Origin of the sequence: Streptococcus timonensis (assembly GCF_900095845.1) — a bacterium.
Lineage (GTDB): Bacteria > Bacillota > Bacilli > Lactobacillales > Streptococcaceae > Streptococcus > Streptococcus timonensis.
On the sequence record NZ_FMIX01000004.1, the window covers coordinates 1098650 to 1115306 of the forward strand.

Below are 16657 nucleotides of genomic sequence, written 5' to 3' on the forward strand. Positions count from 1 at the left end.
GTTCTCCTTCTCACTTTTCTAATTCTCTTATGATTTTTTAAAAAATTTAGCTATTTTGGAAATAACTTGGTCTTGATTTGTTTCTTCTAGTCGACAATTCTGTGACAAAGATCTCGCGATTTGTTTACCATATCGTTTGGTCAGCATACGACTGTCTAGAATAAGGACAATAGAGCTCTGATTCGAATGTCTCATTGTTCGACCAAGTGCTTGTTTTAGACGAATAATAGCCATAGGTAGTTGATAGTCATAAAAAGGATTCTTACCTTCCAACCGCAGTTCCTGATTCATCTTTTTGGTAAAGGGGTCTTCAGGATTTTGGAAAGGAAGACGCGTCACCACCTCAATGACACGAGAATGAGCTGAAAAATCAACACCCTCCCAAAAACTACCTGCACCCAGTAAAAGCTCTCGCTCCCCTTTTTCAAAACGTTTTTTTAACTGAGCTGGTTCTCCATGCTTATACTGCGCTAAATGAGGGATTGACAAATAATCAGAGACTTTTAACAAAAGTTCTCTCGAAGTAAACAATACTAAGATAGGCTCTTTCAAGCTACTTACTTCTTCAATCAGATTGACAAGAGCTTGAGCATAGTCTTCTTGAGAAATTTCAGTCACCAATGGAAAATCCTTCACAACTAAGATTTCTTGGTTTTCTTGAAATTGTTCGTCTAGTCTATCAAAAGCAGCATCAGGAAATCCTAGTAATTCTGGCAAAGAAACTCTACTACTAATCTCTAAAGTTGCTGAGATACCTAATAGCTGACAGGAGTCCGGAAAAATCTCAGAAAAGAGCAGACGTTGATGACGACTAGAAGAAATTAGAACTTTCTTACTAGAAAACTCCGAAGAGGATAACCAAAATTCACCATCTGAGCAGAAAAACTTCTGATACTCATGGAGAACTGGAATATCTAATTCAGAAAAATCTTGTCGCAGCTGTGATATAGTACTCCTTGGACACATCCTCCGTTTCCCAGATAGAAACTGCTCCATCAGATGACAAAGCTCAAATCGAATACTCTCCATTAATCGTCTTTGAAGCATCCCGCTTTCTTGAGCCATGATATGGTCTAGTTGATCCACTAAATCGTTTAATAAGAAAGACTTCTGTGAAAGGTTTTCTAAGGTTAACAAGATTTTCTGGGCTTCATCTAAAATTAATAGACGCCCCTCTAAGAGACTTGGGTCATCTTCAAGTCGGGTAACCAAGTAAGCATGATTGGTCACCAATAATTGGCAACTACGGGCCTTTTTCTGACTCCGTTTCCAAAAATCCTCTAACCAAAAGAGGGAATCCTTGGAAAGTTTACCATCATGAACTAGATTTGGCAAAAATTGTTGATAACGATAAAGCTGACCAATTTCATCTAGGTCACCTGTATCTGTTTCTGTTAACCAAACCAATAGTTGCATTTTAAAGCGTGTATAAAGACGATTTGTTTCTTCCTCTTGTAAAGCTAGATGAAGGGCATCGAGTTTCAGATAATTCTGTGGACCTTTAAGACTATGGATTGAAAGATGGAAGACCTCTTCTAGTCTTCTAGCTTCTTCTTGTATAATCTGATTTTGGAGAATTTTAGTAGGAACACTGAGTAGAATCCCTTTTTCATTTTCCAGAGATAAAGCCGGTAACAAATAGCCGTAAGTTTTCCCAATTCCAGTCTGAGCTTGAACAAAGGCAATTTGTTTATCCTGTAGGAAATCAAGAACTTTTTGAGCAAAGCTAGCTTGTGGGAGTCTATCTTCTAAGTCCAATAAGGCAATATTGGTCTGGAAATCTTTGGATAGCTTTCGCGGAGAAAGAAGTGACTTTTCTTTTTTCAAAAACAAGCCTTGAACTTCTATTAGATCATGCTCTACAAGGACGGACTGTTTCTGATAAACTTCCTCGATGACTAGGTAAGATTCATAGAGTAAGCTGTCTGATAAACTCAATAAGCGCTCCAACAACCCTTTTGGCAGTCCAAGCATCTTTTGTCTCATACAAAGAAAGAGTTCTGCTGTTGCTTGGGCATCAGATAGGGCTGAATGGGCTTGCTCTAGAGGAATCCCCAACTCTTGGCAAAGAATGCCGAGATTATACTTCTCAAGCTGAGGGTAAAATATTTGAGCCAACTCCACTGTATCGATACGAGACGTGCGCAATTCATAACCCTCAAAAAAGAGGAATTCTGCCAATAAATTAGCATCGAACTGAACATTGTGCGCAACAAAAATACCGTCTTTGACCAGTTCAAAAATCTTTCCAGCCACCTGAGAAAACTCTGGAGCCTTTGCCAAACGTTTATCAGTCAAACCCGTTAATTCTTTGATATGAGAATCCAAATGTTCATGAGGATTGACATCTGTAGCATATTGGTCAATAATCTCACCATCTTCAATGACCACAATTCCCACTTGGATAATTTTTGCCTTACTTCCGGTACTTGTTGCTTCTAAATCTACAACCACATACCGATTATTTCTAAAATTCATCACTAAAAATTATATCAAAATTTACACCATTTGACACCCATGAACTTTATTTGAAGAGTCAAGTTTCTTGCAAGATTTTAAAAAAAATGATTGAATAGAATTGAACAAAAGGAGGAACATCATGAACCCAATGGATTTATTGAACAAAGTTAAAGAATTAATCGAAACAAAAGATTTCGACGCTGCTAAATCTTTCATCGAAGAGAATAAAGATCAATTCGGTGACTACTTGAGCCAAGCCCAAGACTTGATTTCAGGTTCCGAAGGACTTGACGGTCTTGTTGACAAAGTTAAAGGACTCTTCTAATATTCAAAAGGCACCTGAAAAATCAGGTGTCTTTTTCTGATATTTTTTTCATAAATAGGGGAATGTGTTGACTAATGCTTGTCGGTAAAACCACATAATTCTCTTGAGCTAGTTCTTGGGCAATGGCTGAATGCAGATGAGTCACTACTACTACTCGTTCATAGAGATTGACATGTGGAAACTGACCTGCAAAACCTGCAATCATTCCAGCCAAAGTATCTCCCATCCCACCAGTTGCTTGATAAGGGCCACCAATCTCCAGTTGATAGTATTCAGATTGACCAGCTTTCCAGATACGAGTCGCTGGGCCTTTCTCCACTAAAATCGTTTCTTGAGGAAAATCTTCCAGAGCAGCGAAAGTTGACTCTGGTTTTTGTTTTTCAATAGCAAGACCAGACAATCTTTCCCATTCCTTTTGGTGAGGAGTTAGAATAAGTTGACCAACAGGAAGAGGAAACTGATTTTTTGATAAGATTCCCAAAGCACCGCCATCTATTACCAAAATCTGGTCTTTTCTGAGGCTATCAAAGACCTGTTTGACAAGTTCTTCTCCGAATGCATCCTCTCGCAAACCCGGACCTAACAAGACAACTTCAGCCTTTTCCAACTGTTCTTTTAACAATTGCTGGTCTTGAAGAGAAAAAGCCATGGACTCAGGTAAATGGCTGTGCAGAGCCGGAATATTCTCCTTATCCGTTGCTACAGTTACCAAGCCAGCGCCACTTCTAACCGCCCCTAAAGCAGCCATTATAATCGCTCCACCATAAGGATAAGTTCCACCAATCAATAGAAGACGACCGTAGTCTACCTTGTGACTGTGACGAGTCCTTTCTACAATGACTTTTTCTAGTAAAGTTTGATCAATCACTTTCATCGTTTTTTCCTTTCGCTCCATTATACTATAAAAGGAGGTTCAAACCTCCTTCTATCTATTTTCCCTTAAATTCCACAAAGGTCTGTAGGATTTTAGCTGCCACTGCTGGAGAAGGTTCTCCTTTTAGCTCTAACGTTTCATCTGCATATGGACTAAGGCCAGCAAAGTCTCCTATCTGAACTGAATAAAGAGATGTCTTAAACAGCTCAATATCATTTTGATCATTTCCAAAAGCAATGAAGTTCTCTCCACATAACTTTTCAACAGTTGTCGCCTTATGAGTGTTCAAGGGATTAACATAAAGGCACTTTTCATGCGCATGATAGGAGAGATGAGCCTGTCCCAGTCTTTCTAGCTGACCAAGCAGATCATCAAGCAATTCCTCATGGTCTCCCATATAAACGACTACCTTAATCGGAGTCCCTAAGTCCTCGAGTTTCTGATGACGAGCCACCTTTAGGGGATCCACGCTGGAGAAAAATGGAATCTTCTCCACAATCTGACCACTATAGTCAAAGCAATCATCTACAAAGAAAGGGAGATTATAAGTCTGGCAATAATCCACTAGCGCCTGATAAACTCTAGCATTGAGATTCCTTTCGAAGATAGCCTGCCCCAGATGATAGGCTACGCCACCATTCAAACCTATGACCAAGCGCTGACTGAGTTCAGGGCCTAATAAACCCAAGCAATCCCGATAAGAACGAGCTGAGGCAAATACAAGCTCATGTCCATAATCGCTAGCATTTAAAAGAACCTGCTGAATCTCCTCATCTATGGTCATGTAGTCAAAAGATAGTGTTCCATCCAGGTCAAATACGAATTTCATCTTCCTAGTCCTTGTTCAGTGTACGTAGCGCTGCCTGATAAGTCTGTTCCATTAGCATGGTAATGGTCATAGGTCCAACTCCACCAGGTACAGGAGTGATATGACTAGCAATTGGTGCAACAGCATCGTAGTCAACATCTCCACAAAGCTTGCCATTTTCATCTCGGTTCATTCCTACATCAATGACAACTGCACCTGGTTTGACAAAGTCAGCAGTCACAAACTTAGCACGACCGATAGCTACGACAAGAATATCTGCTTTCGAAGCAACTGCTGCTAAATCTTGTGTGCGAGAGTGGGTCAAGGTTACAGTTGCATTTTTAGCCAGGAGCAACTGGGCCATTGGTTTCCCAACGATATTTGAACGACCAATTACGACAGCATTTTTACCTTCTAACTCAATCCCATACTCATGAAACATCTCCATAATTCCAGCAGGAGTTGAAGGAATCATAACTGGGTGACCAGACCAGAGACGCCCCATATTAAGCGGATGAAAACCATCCACATCCTTTTCAGGGGCAATAGCCAATAAAACAGCTTCTTCATCGATATGTTTTGGTAAAGGCAACTGAACCAGAATCCCATGCCAAGCTGGATCCTGATTGTAGTTGGCAATCAAATCCAGCAATTCTTCTTGGGTAATGGTCTCAGGAACACGAACGACTTCACTACGGAAACCTGCTGCAATTGCTGAGCGTTCCTTGTTGCGAACGTAAACTTGGCTAGCAGGATTATCCCCTACTAAAATAACGACTAAGCCAGGCACCAAGCCTGTCTCTTCTTTTAGTTTAGCCGTTTTTTCAGCTAATTGACCTTGTAACTTAGCTGCCAAAGCCTTCCCATCAATAATCTGTGTCATGTATTTTCTCTTTTCTAACAAATATTTTCTATTATACCAAAAATTATCTGGAGCCTCTAACATTTTTTGGATAGCTCCTCTTATAGTTACAAGCTATAAGAAAACTCAGTTAGAAGATCAGTCATTATCTTACTGGAAGATAACGGCCCTCTACAGAATAAAAATATTATTTTTTGTTTATGCATTAAAAATAATGTATAATATAAGTAATGGAAGTCTTACAATAAAAGGAGGAAAGCCATGCCAATCTTTAATAAATATATACTATTCTTTATATTTCTGATACTAGCATTATACTCTGATAAGCTTTTCAAAAAGAACCAGCAAGTTTGGAAAATTATTTTCGCAGTATTAGGTATACTTACAAGCATTACCTTCTTATTTTAACTACAAAAAAGTAGGCATCAGCATATGCTGATGCCTACTTTTTATTTATAACTTTAATCTAAACTAAGTAATGAAGTTTTGCTCTAACTTGTCGAACTATCCACCTAAAAAAAGTCGAAATAGATATAATTTTACAACTCTTACAAAACCCTACTCAAGAATTCCTTGGTTCTTTGTTCTTGGGTCTGGTCAAAAATCTGCTCTGGACTTCCGTCTTCGACAACAATACCATCTGCCATAAAGATGACACGATCTGCGACTTCACGCGCAAAACCCATTTCATGCGTCACGATAACCATTGTCATTCCTGATTGAGCAAGTTCTTGCATAACCGCTAGTACTTCTCCTACCATTTCTGGATCTAGAGCTGAAGTTGGCTCATCAAAGAGCAAAACATCTGGCTCCATGGCAAGACCACGCGCGATAGCAATCCGTTGTTGCTGACCACCTGACAAACTTTGCGGATAAGCATCTGCTTTATCAGGTAAGCCAACTTTTTCTAAAAGTTCTAGCGCTCTCTTCTCTGCTACTTGCTTGCTTTCTCCTTTGGTCTTGATAGGAGAAAGTGTGATATTACCCATGACCGTCATGTTTGGAAAGAGATTAAATTGTTGGAATACCATTCCCATTTTTTCACGCATGGCAAAGAGGTCATTTTTCTTATCCGTAATGTCGACACCTTCAAAGATGACCTTTCCTTTAGTGGCTTCTTCAAGGAGATTCATAGAGCGAAGGAGGGTAGACTTACCACTACCAGAAGGCCCAATAATGACCACAACTTCCCCTTTTTTGATTTCAAGATTGATTCCCTTTAAAACTTCATTCTTTCCAAAGCTTTTATGAAGATTTTCAATTTTTATAAGTGTTTCAGTCATTATTTCTTATCTCCTTGTCCCATACGATTTTCAAAAGCTTTCAAGACTAATGTTAAGATAGAGGTCATAATCAAGTAATAAAAGGCCGCAAATAACAGTGGAGTCAAAGGTAGGTAAGTGGTTGTTGATACCGTAGTAGCTCCATTCCACAACTCCATGACACCGATTGCCGACAAGAGTGAACTATCCTTGATAATAGTGATAAACTCATTACCCAAAGCTGGTAAGATATTCTTAACGGCCTGGGGTAAAATGACATAACGCATAGCCTTTCTCGGACGGATTCCTAGCGAATAGGCAGCTTCTAACTGGCCCTTTGGCACTGCATTGATCCCTGCACGGACTGTTTCCGAAACATAGGCACCACTATTCATTGAAATGATGATAATTCCTGGAATCAAGCGAGAGAGTTCGATTCCAAAAATGCCAAATTGAATAGTTGGAGCATCGATACTCATAAGAGCAAATGCAATCATAATCTGTACCATCATGGGTGTTCCACGAAAAATCCAGATATAAAGATTGGCCAACCAAACCAAGGGCTTAAATTTTGAACCTTGAGCGAAAGCTAGCAACATTCCAATAATGGTCCCAAAAAAGACAACTAAAATGGAAATTAGCACAGTTACAAGAGCTCCGTAGTTAAAATAGGGTAAATACTTTGGTAAAAATGAAAAATTCATAGGTCTGCTTCTTTCTATTTTCTATCTCAAAACTTGTATGAGTATAACATATTTTGAATAAAAATTCAATGTTTCCTCTTCTGTTTTCTGAAAAAAATCAAAAAGAAACAGAAATAGAGAGAAATCTTTGTTTTTTTCTAGTCAAGTAACTATGCTTTATGGTAAAATAGTAACGATAAGAAATGGAGGAGAATCATAATGGAATCACATTTGGTTAGAATCATCAATCGTCTCGAAGCAATGACAAAAGATGGTGGTAACTTAAAACGTAATTTTGAACGCGAAGGTGTCGTTGTGGCTGAAGTAGCCTTTAACCATGATGAAGAAAATGGCCCACTATTTACACTTCGTGATGTAGAAGCTCGTGAAACGTATACTTTTGATAGCATCGATTTGATTGCTATGGAAATCTACGAACTTCTATACTAATCTTTGAACTTGTAGTAGGATCTTATTCCTACTCCTATGAACAAGAATCCTTTTTGTATCACAAATGGGATTTTTTCGTATCATCCAAATTTTGTAGTGCCACAAACTTCAAGTTAAATGACCAAATCAATCTTTTTACTTGAATTGACTTCCATTCATGATATAATTAGACTATACATATTTTTGACTATTTTTGACCTTATAAAAACTAGTTAAGCCAAGAAAGAAATGAGGTAGTTGTATGCTCTGTCAAAACTGTAAAATCAATGACTCAACCATTCACCTTTATACAAATCTCAACGGAAAACAAAAGCAAATTGATCTTTGTCAAAACTGCTACAAAATTATCAAAACAGATCCCAATAATAGCTTATTTAAAGGGATTACGGATTTGAGTAATCGAGATTTCGATCCATTAAGCGACTTCTTTAATGACATTAGTAACTTCCAACCCAATTCTAATAACACTCCTCCGACTCAGTCAGGTGGAGGTTTTGGGGGCAACGGTGGCTTTGGTGGTAATGGCAGCTTTGGTTCCCCAAATCGTGGTCCAGCACAAACTCCTCCACCAAATAAAGAAAAAGGTCTTTTGGATGAGTATGGTATCAATGTGACAGAGATTGCTCGTCAAGGAAAGATTGACCCAGTTATTGGCCGTGACGAAGAAATCATTCGTGTTATTGAAATTCTCAACCGTAGAACTAAGAACAATCCTGTCCTTATCGGAGAACCTGGTGTCGGAAAAACTGCCGTTGTCGAAGGTCTAGCACAAAAAATCGTTGACGGGGATGTGCCGCATAAACTCCAAGGTAAAGAAGTTATCCGTTTGGATGTGGTGAGCCTTGTCCAAGGTACTGGTATTCGTGGTCAATTCGAAGAACGCATGCAAAAACTCATGGAGGAAATCCGGAAACGTGAGGATATTATCCTCTTTATCGACGAAATTCATGAAATTGTAGGTGCTGGTTCTGCTGGAGACGGTAATATGGATGCCGGAAACATCCTCAAACCTGCCCTAGCTCGTGGCGAACTTCAACTTGTTGGTGCTACTACTCTCAATGAATACCGCATCATTGAAAAAGATGCTGCCCTCGAACGACGCATGCAACCTGTCAAGGTTGATGAACCAACCGTAGAAGAAACTATTACTATCCTCAAAGGTATTCAAAAGAAATACGAAGATTATCACCACGTTCATTATACAGATAGTGCTATAGAAGCTGCTGCTACTCTTTCTAATCGTTATATCCAAGATCGTTTCTTACCAGACAAAGCCATCGACCTTCTGGATGAAGCTGGTTCTAAAATGAACTTAACGCTAAACTTTGTTGATCCTAAGGTTATTGATCAACGCCTAATCGAAGCCGAAAATCTCAAGGCTCAAGCTACTAGAGATGAGGACTTTGAAAAAGCCGCCTACTTCCGTGATCAGATTGCCAAATACAAAGAAATGCAAAAGACAAAAGTAACGGATCAGGATACTCCAATTATCAGCGAAAAAACAATTGAGCATATCATTGAACAAAAAACAAATATTCCGGTTGGTGACCTAAAAGAAAAAGAACAGTCTCAACTCATCAACTTAGCAGATGACCTCAAGGCTCATGTTATTGGCCAAGACGATGCTGTTGATAAATTGGCTAAAGCTATTCGTCGTAACCGGGTTGGTCTCGGTACCCCAAACCGTCCAATCGGCAGCTTCCTTTTCGTCGGTCCAACAGGAGTTGGTAAAACTGAACTTTCTAAACAATTGGCTATTGAACTCTTCGGATCAGCAGATAGCATGATTCGTTTCGATATGAGTGAATATATGGAGAAACATAGTGTTTCAAAACTAGTCGGTGCTCCTCCAGGATATGTAGGCTATGATGAAGCAGGACAACTGACTGAAAAAGTTCGTCGCAATCCTTATTCACTTATTCTACTAGACGAAGTAGAAAAAGCCCATCCTGATGTCATGCACATGTTCCTTCAGGTCTTAGATGACGGGCGCTTAACGGACGGCCAAGGTCGGACTGTTAGTTTTAAAGATGCTATCATTATTATGACTTCAAATGCTGGTACTGGAAAGGCAGAAGCAAGTGTCGGATTTGGTGCAGCTAGAGAAGGGCGTACAAATTCGGTGCTAGGTGAACTCGGTAATTTCTTTAGCCCTGAATTCATGAACCGATTCGATGGTATTATCGAGTTCAAAGCCCTCAACAAGGAAAATCTTCTTCAAATCGTTGACCTTATGCTTGATGATGTCAACAAACGTCTTGCAAGTAACAATATCTCTTTAGAAGTTACTGATAAGGTCAAGGAAAAATTGGTCGATTTGGGCTATGATCCAAAAATGGGGGCTCGTCCACTCCGCAGGACTATCCAAGACTATATTGAAGATGCTATTACAGACTTCTACCTTGAAAATCCAACTGAAAAAGAGTTGAAAGCTGTCATGACCAGCAATGGAAAAATCATGATTAAATCCAAAAACAAGCTAGAAAAAGTTGAAGCAACTGACTAATACTAAAAATAGAATGTTCTTACTTGACAGTAAGAACATTCTTTAATATTATAGAAAGAAAGCGCACTCATGAAGGAGAAATCTATGACAAATCCAACATTTGGAGAGAAAAAACAAGGAGTTACTTACAAAACCAGATATGGTGTTTATGCAGTCATTGCAGATTCAAATAAGGAAAAAATTATCCTAGTTCAAGCTCCAAATGGTGCTTGGTTTCTACCAGGTGGTGAGATTGAAGAAGGTGAAGATCACTTAGAAGCTCTTCAACGTGAATTAATCGAGGAATTAGGTTTCACTGCTGAAATTGGCACTTATTATGGACAAGCTGATGAGTACTTCTACTCTAGTCATCGTGATACCCATTATTACAATCCTGCCTTCCTTTATGAAGCCACTTCTTACCAAGAGGTTCAAAAACCTTTGGAAGACTTCAATCATATCGCTTGGTTCCCAGTCGATGAAGCTATTTCGAATTTAAAAAGAGGCAGTCATAAATGGGCTATCCAGGCCTGGAAAAAGCAACACCAAATTTAGGTTAACTTTCCCAATTTTCCTAAAAAGTGTTATAATAGACATAGAATTACAGGAGGAATCCCTATGAAGCTTATCAACACTACTAATTCACACTCTCGTCTTGTTAAAAATCAACTAGAAAGTACTGACGCAACTCTTGTGGAAGTTTATTCTGCAGGAAATACAGATGTTATCTTTACCCAAGCACCGCTTCATTATGAAATCCTCATTTCCAATAAACATCGAGCTATTCGTGAAAAAGAAATCGAAAAAATTCAAGAGTTTTTCTTAAGTCGTAAGATTGATAAACAGATGATTGATGAGACAAATATCAAAACACTTTATTCTGATAAATTAATTGAAATCTCAATTCCAATTAAATAAACAAAATAGCCATTTAAACTGCTCCCAAGATTATAATCTTGAGGGCTTTTTAATTTTCCGAAGTTTTTCTTATCTTGAAATATTCTAGACTATAATGAGATATCTCTTTCCGCAATTCGTTAAGTTTGTGTCACTCCTCCAAAATTTGACTTTCAATCTAAATTCTAATAAAATAAAAATTAGTTATATTTTTTAGTAAAAATATGTCTAATTCGAAAATTATAATTTTTTTAGTTATAATAGTATTAGAAATTTGATAAGGAGTTTAAGATGGAAAAAATTATCTACAGGAAAGCCAGAATAGATGAATTCCAGAAAATTGGGAAAGTTTTGGCTGATGCTTTCATGGACTATCCGTTTACGACTCTAATCAAAGACGATTTGAAGAAACCAGAATACTATCCTGCATTCTTAGAACTAATGGATAGCCTTCTGACCAAACTCTATATCAAAGGAGAGACCTGTCTTGTCGCTGAACAAGACGGGGAAATCATGGCAGTTGCCCTTTTGCAACAGAAGGATTTTACCATTCTTTCCTATCTATTAAATGGTGTCATCAAACTCTTCCGATACATCACGCCAAGAAAACTTTTAAAGTATCTTGATTTAGTTGAGCGCTCTGAACAGCACTTAAAAAAATCAGGAAACTTTGATTGGTATTTGATGATGTTAGGAGTAAACGCTTCTTGTCAAAACCAAGGAATCGGGAGTGCTTTTCTACAAGAAGGCGTTGAACCTTATCTTAAAACCAAGGGATGCAAACGTTTAGGCCTAATTACTAGTATTGATAAGAACGTCTTCTTTTACAAAAAGAATAACTTTACTTTACTAGATTTTATGATGTTAGAATACGGAACAAAATCTATTGGAAACTGGGCTTTTGTAAAAATACTGGATAACTAATTTAAAACTAAAAAAGATTGGTCTAAGAACCAATCTCTTTTTGTTACTTAACTGCTTCTTTCAAGGCTTCTACCTTGTCCAAGCGTTCCCATGGAAGATCAATATCTGTACGTCCCATATGTCCATAAGCCGCTGTTTGACGGTAGATCGGACGTTTGAGGTCAAGCATTTGGATGATTCCTGCAGGACGAAGGTCAAAGATTTGACGCGCTGCTTTTTCAAGCTTACTTTCAGCTACCGTACCAGTACCGAAGGTATCGATACGGACAGATACAGGCTGGGCTACACCAATAGCGTAGGCCAATTGCACTTCTACTTTCTTAGCAAGACCTGCAGCAACAATGTTTTTAGCAATGTAGCGAGCTGCATAAGATGCTGAGCGGTCTACCTTAGTTGCATCCTTACCAGAGAAGGCGCCACCTCCGTGACGTGAATAACCACCATAGGTATCCACGATGATCTTACGACCAGTCAAACCTGAGTCCCCTTGAGGACCTCCGATAACGAAACGACCTGTTGGATTGATAAAGAATTTAGTCTCATCGTCAAGGTACGAAGCTGGAATCACTTCCTTGATGACCTTGTTGATTACATCCTCATGGATTTGTTCATTGCTGACTTCTGGATCGTGTTGAGTTGAAATAACGACAGTGTCCACACGCACTGGTTGGTCATTTTCATCATATTCAACAGTAACTTGAGATTTAGCGTCTGGACGAAGGTAACTAATTTCACCAGACTTACGTAGCTCTGCCAAACGACGAACCAACTTGTGGCTGAGTGAGATTGGCAATGGCATGAGTTCTTCTGTTTCATCCACCGCAAAACCAAACATAAGACCTTGGTCACCAGCTCCAATCAAGTCAAGTGGATCTTGATCGGCATTTCCACGAACTTCCAAGGCTTCGTTGACACCTTGGGCGATATCTGGAGATTGTTCTACCAATGATGGGTGTACTCCGACCGTCTCAGCAGAAAAACCATATTCTGTATTGGTATAGCCAATCTCTGCGATTGTATCACGTACGACACGGTTAATATCGACATAAGCTGTAGTTGAGATCTCACCAAAGACATGTACTGAACCAGTATAAACAGCTGTTTCAGCAGCAACGTGTGCTTCTGGATCTTGCTCTAAAATAGCATCCAAGATAGCATCTGAAATTTGGTCTGCAATCTTATCTGGATGCCCCTCAGATACCGATTCAGACGTGAATAATTTACGTTCTGACATAAAAATGTCCCCCCTTAAAAAATATTCGTTATAGAGTTACAAAGAACTGGTAGGAAGAGTAGTTGCAATCAATCCCACCACCTTATCGGGACCATATAACCTATCTATTATAACATGAATCTTTGAAAAATACTCGTATGATTGCTATTTTTCTTACTAGGAAAATGTTTTCTAATCTTAACCAAATAAAAACTCTTAAAGTAGATGAGTTTCCACTTTAAGAGTGATGTTATAAACTAATTATTTTCTAGATAAAATTCAAACCGTTCTCCGACGTATTGGCTCTTTACATACTCAAAAGCTGTACCATCATCAAAGTATGAAACCTGGGTCAGGCCTAAAATCGCATGCCCTTTTTCAACTTCTAAATAATGAGCTATCTTTTCTTTTGCTAAACGCGCATATATGGTCTGGTGAGATTTACCAATTCGATAACCATGCTCTTGCAAGGTTTGAAAGAAGTGCTTGGTTACTTCCTCTTTTTTGAAATTTTTGATAAATTTCTCAGGAATCGACGCCACTTCATAGACAACAGGAACCTTATCCGCATAACGAACACGCTCCATACGAATGATATTGTCAGTTGGTAGTAAACCTAGTTTAGCCACTTCTTGCTCATTTGGAATGGTTCGACGATAAGAAATCAAGTGACTAGACGGAGTTTTCCCTTGAGCTTTAACAATCTCCGTAAAACTAGTTGTTCCACGCATTCTTTCCTGAACACGTGTGCTTGAAACAAAGGTCCCACTACCTACACGTCGTTCCAAAACTCCTTCTTCAACCAAAAGAGAGATTGCTTGACGTAAGGTCATGCGGCTAACGGCAAATTCTTCTGCTAAATCTCGCTCACTTGGAAGTCTTTCCCCAATTTTCCAACTTCCCTCATCAATGTCTTTCTTGATTTGGTCATGGATTTTCATATAAGCTGGTAACATGCTTGATCACTTCTTTTCTTTATTTTTTCCATTGTACCCTATCTCATAGGGAAAAGTCAAACCGCACTTGTATGGTTGGTAATTCTAACCCTTTTATGATAGAATATTCAAGAAGATATTTCTTTGAAGAAAGGGAAAAGATGAGCAACATTTCAACTGATTTGCAAGATGTCGAAAAGATCATCGTACTGGACTATGGTAGCCAGTACAACCAACTCATCTCACGTCGTATCCGTGAGATTGGTGTCTTTTCAGAACTAAAAAGTCACAAGATTTCGGCTGACGAAGTCCGTGCTATCAATCCTATCGGGATTGTACTTTCAGGTGGTCCAAACTCTGTTTACGAAGAAGGATCGTTTGATATTGATCCAGAGATTTTTGAACTTGGAATTCCAATTTTAGGAATCTGCTACGGTATGCAGCTATTGACTCACAAACTTGGTGGTAAGGTTGTTCCTGCAGGTGACGCTGGTAACCGTGAATACGGTCAATCAACATTGACTCACACAGAATCAGCTCTTTTTGCGGGTACTCCAGATGAGCAGCTTGTCTTGATGAGCCACGGTGATGCTGTAACGGAAATTCCTGCTGACTTTGTTCGTACTGGAACTTCTGCAGACTGTCCTTATGCATCTATTGAAAACCCTGATAAGAAAATTTACGGTATCCAATTCCACCCAGAGGTTCGCCACTCAGTTCACGGTTATGATATTTTGCGTAACTTTGCTTTGAATATCTGTGGTGCCAAAGGTGACTGGACTATGGATAACTTCATCGAGATGCAAATCAAACAAATCCGTGAAAAAGTTGGAGATAAACGTGTTCTTCTCGGACTTTCTGGTGGTGTTGACTCTTCTGTTGTTGGGGTTCTTCTCCAAAAAGCAATCGGTGATCAATTGATCTGTATCTTTGTAGACCACGGTCTTCTCCGTAAAGGGGAAGCTGACCAAGTTATGGATATGCTTGGTGGTAAGTTTGGTCTCAACATCGTTAAAGCAGACGCTGCCAAACGTTTCCTTGATAAATTGGCTGGTGTATCTGATCCTGAACAAAAACGGAAGATTATCGGTAACGAGTTTGTTTATGTCTTTGATGACGAAGCAAGCAAACTAACAGACGTGAAATTCCTTGCTCAAGGGACACTCTATACAGACGTGATTGAGTCTGGTACGGATACTGCTCAAACTATCAAGTCTCACCACAACGTTGGTGGACTTCCAGAAGACATGCAGTTTGAACTGATTGAGCCACTCAACACTCTTTACAAGGATGAAGTTCGTGCACTAGGTACTGAACTTGGTATGCCAGACTACATCGTATGGCGCCAACCATTCCCAGGACCAGGACTTGCTATCCGTGTCATGGGGGAAATTACTGAAGAAAAACTTGAAACTGTTCGTGAGTCAGATGCTATCCTTCGTGAAGAAATCGCTAAAGCTGGCCTTGACCGCGACATCTGGCAATATTTCACTGTTAACACTGGCGTTCGTTCAGTAGGTGTTATGGGAGATGGCCGTACTTACGACTACACCATCGCTATCCGTGCTATCACTTCTATCGATGGAATGACGGCTGACTTCGCCAAGATTCCATGGGAAGTACTCCAAAAAATCTCAGTTCGTATCGTAAACGAAGTTGATCACGTCAACCGCATCGTCTACGATATTACAAGTAAACCACCTGCAACTGTTGAGTGGGAATAATATATAAGAGTAACTTAGGCTAAGAATCCTTGATTTAACAGCATTTCTGTTATTATAAAAGGTTAAAAATCATTCAAAATTGATTGGTTCCTCACCAAAAACCCCACCAGAAATATTTCTGATGGGATTTTTTATATTAAATTTTATTTTTCTATTAGTTGTTTCTCTTTTTCGTGTAAAAATCGTTAACCTTCAGTAAAACATTTCCTGCCATACCATTATAAATCATGATAGTCTCAACAAAGGAAGCGCAGGCAAAAATCGCTAGTATTCTAACATCTCCCCAGAGATAAAAAGCAATTGCAGACAAGATATAACACAGTCCTCCGCCTAGGAGCAACCAGAATATCAACTGCCTTGCTTTTGCAAACCACTTTGTAAAAGCATGAGTGTCAAATTTAGTAATATCAACAGCGTAAAAAGTAGCTTCATTCATTTGTAAGTTTTGCAGTTTGTAAGCGTAATAGCTCATGACGCATTGACAGAGTAACAATAGAAGCAATTTTAAAAAAACATTTTGTAGGGTGAAAAGTCCACTGATAAATGCTAAAATAGCATATCCAATCACGTAACTATTGGCAAGAGTTAATTGGCTCATCGAGCGATAAGAGGCCTTTTCATCCATGGCTAACAAGGATTTTGTCTTTTTATTATAAAAGAGTATTTGGCCTTTCTGATACTGTCCTAATTGTACAAGTATATCTTTCTTTTTTAAAATCATCTAACAACACACCTTAATATTTTCCCTAAACCTG

At 38.9% G+C, this 16657-nt stretch carries 16 protein-coding genes; 7 read left to right on the plus strand and 9 right to left on the minus strand.

Annotated elements, in window-relative coordinates:
- Positions 1-27 precede the first annotated feature (27 nt).
- Positions 28-2478 carry a bifunctional DnaQ family exonuclease/ATP-dependent helicase gene (locus BQ2679_RS09225; protein WP_075567887.1) on the minus strand — a complete coding sequence of 817 codons (2451 nt, stop codon included), beginning with the start codon at positions 2476-2478 and terminating at the stop codon, positions 28-30.
- A 121-nt stretch (positions 2479-2599) separates the two neighbouring features.
- Here BQ2679_RS09225 and BQ2679_RS09230 point away from each other — a divergent pair, with 121 nt between their 5' ends.
- Positions 2600-2785, plus strand: coding sequence for a hypothetical protein (locus BQ2679_RS09230; protein ID WP_075567888.1), 186 nt, complete (start codon positions 2600-2602; stop codon positions 2783-2785).
- 22 nt (positions 2786-2807) lie between these two features.
- On the opposite strand, the gene BQ2679_RS09235 is transcribed toward BQ2679_RS09230, so the two are convergent.
- The 5 genes from BQ2679_RS09235 to BQ2679_RS09255 form a co-directional block, all read right to left on the minus strand.
- The gene (locus tag BQ2679_RS09235; protein WP_075568087.1) at positions 2808-3659 is read right to left on the minus strand and encodes an NAD(P)H-hydrate dehydratase; all 852 of its coding nucleotides are present in this window, start codon (positions 3657-3659) and stop codon (positions 2808-2810) included.
- 55 nt (positions 3660-3714) lie between these two features.
- Complete coding sequence (locus BQ2679_RS09240; RefSeq protein WP_075567889.1) at positions 3715-4488, minus strand: HAD hydrolase family protein; 774 nt, start codon at positions 4486-4488, stop codon at positions 3715-3717.
- Between the two features lie 4 nt (positions 4489-4492).
- Entirely contained in the window at positions 4493-5350 is an 858-nt protein-coding gene (locus BQ2679_RS09245; protein WP_316244928.1) for a bifunctional methylenetetrahydrofolate dehydrogenase/methenyltetrahydrofolate cyclohydrolase, read from the minus strand.
- 527 nt (positions 5351-5877) lie between these two features.
- A complete protein-coding gene (locus BQ2679_RS09250) occupies positions 5878-6612 on the minus strand; it encodes an amino acid ABC transporter ATP-binding protein (RefSeq protein WP_075567891.1) in 735 nt (244 codons plus the stop codon).
- Positions 6612-7295, minus strand: coding sequence for an amino acid ABC transporter permease (locus tag BQ2679_RS09255; protein ID WP_075567892.1), 684 nt, complete (start codon positions 7293-7295; stop codon positions 6612-6614). Before BQ2679_RS09255 ends, BQ2679_RS09250 begins: the two co-directional genes overlap by 1 nt.
- A gap of 198 nt (positions 7296-7493) precedes the next feature.
- Here BQ2679_RS09255 and BQ2679_RS09260 point away from each other — a divergent pair, with 198 nt between their 5' ends.
- From BQ2679_RS09260 to BQ2679_RS09280, 5 genes are all read left to right on the plus strand, one after another.
- Positions 7494-7724, plus strand: a complete 231-nt coding sequence (locus BQ2679_RS09260; RefSeq protein ID WP_004253825.1) for a DUF1797 family protein — start codon at positions 7494-7496, stop codon at positions 7722-7724.
- A 241-nt stretch (positions 7725-7965) separates the two neighbouring features.
- Entirely contained in the window at positions 7966-10230 is a 2265-nt protein-coding gene (locus tag BQ2679_RS09265; RefSeq protein ID WP_075567893.1) for an ATP-dependent Clp protease ATP-binding subunit, read from the plus strand.
- Between the two features lie 84 nt (positions 10231-10314).
- Positions 10315-10764: an NUDIX hydrolase gene (locus BQ2679_RS09270; protein WP_075567894.1), complete on the plus strand. Its 450-nt coding sequence runs from the start codon at positions 10315-10317 to the stop codon at positions 10762-10764.
- A gap of 63 nt (positions 10765-10827) precedes the next feature.
- Positions 10828-11127 carry a DUF1827 family protein gene (locus BQ2679_RS09275; RefSeq protein WP_075567895.1) on the plus strand — a complete coding sequence of 100 codons (300 nt, stop codon included), beginning with the start codon at positions 10828-10830 and terminating at the stop codon, positions 11125-11127.
- 270 nt (positions 11128-11397) lie between these two features.
- Positions 11398-12030 carry a GNAT family N-acetyltransferase gene (locus BQ2679_RS09280; protein WP_075567896.1) on the plus strand — a complete coding sequence of 211 codons (633 nt, stop codon included), beginning with the start codon at positions 11398-11400 and terminating at the stop codon, positions 12028-12030.
- A 43-nt stretch (positions 12031-12073) separates the two neighbouring features.
- Here BQ2679_RS09280 and metK read toward each other — a convergent pair whose 3' ends face one another.
- The gene (metK, locus tag BQ2679_RS09285; RefSeq protein WP_075567897.1) at positions 12074-13264 is read right to left on the minus strand and encodes a methionine adenosyltransferase; all 1191 of its coding nucleotides are present in this window, start codon (positions 13262-13264) and stop codon (positions 12074-12076) included.
- Positions 13265-13500: 236 nt separating this feature from the next.
- Positions 13501-14199 (minus strand): GntR family transcriptional regulator, encoded by a 699-nt coding sequence (locus BQ2679_RS09290; protein WP_024054207.1) that lies wholly within the window; start codon positions 14197-14199, stop codon positions 13501-13503.
- Between the two features lie 140 nt (positions 14200-14339).
- Between BQ2679_RS09290 and guaA the strand changes: the two genes are divergently transcribed.
- Complete coding sequence (guaA, locus tag BQ2679_RS09295) at positions 14340-15902, plus strand: glutamine-hydrolyzing GMP synthase (protein WP_075567898.1); 1563 nt, start codon at positions 14340-14342, stop codon at positions 15900-15902.
- Between the two features lie 154 nt (positions 15903-16056).
- Here the strand turns inward: guaA and BQ2679_RS09300 are convergent, their stop codons facing one another.
- Positions 16057-16623, minus strand: coding sequence for a hypothetical protein (locus tag BQ2679_RS09300; RefSeq protein WP_075567899.1), 567 nt, complete (start codon positions 16621-16623; stop codon positions 16057-16059).
- Positions 16624-16657: the final 34 nt, after the last annotated feature.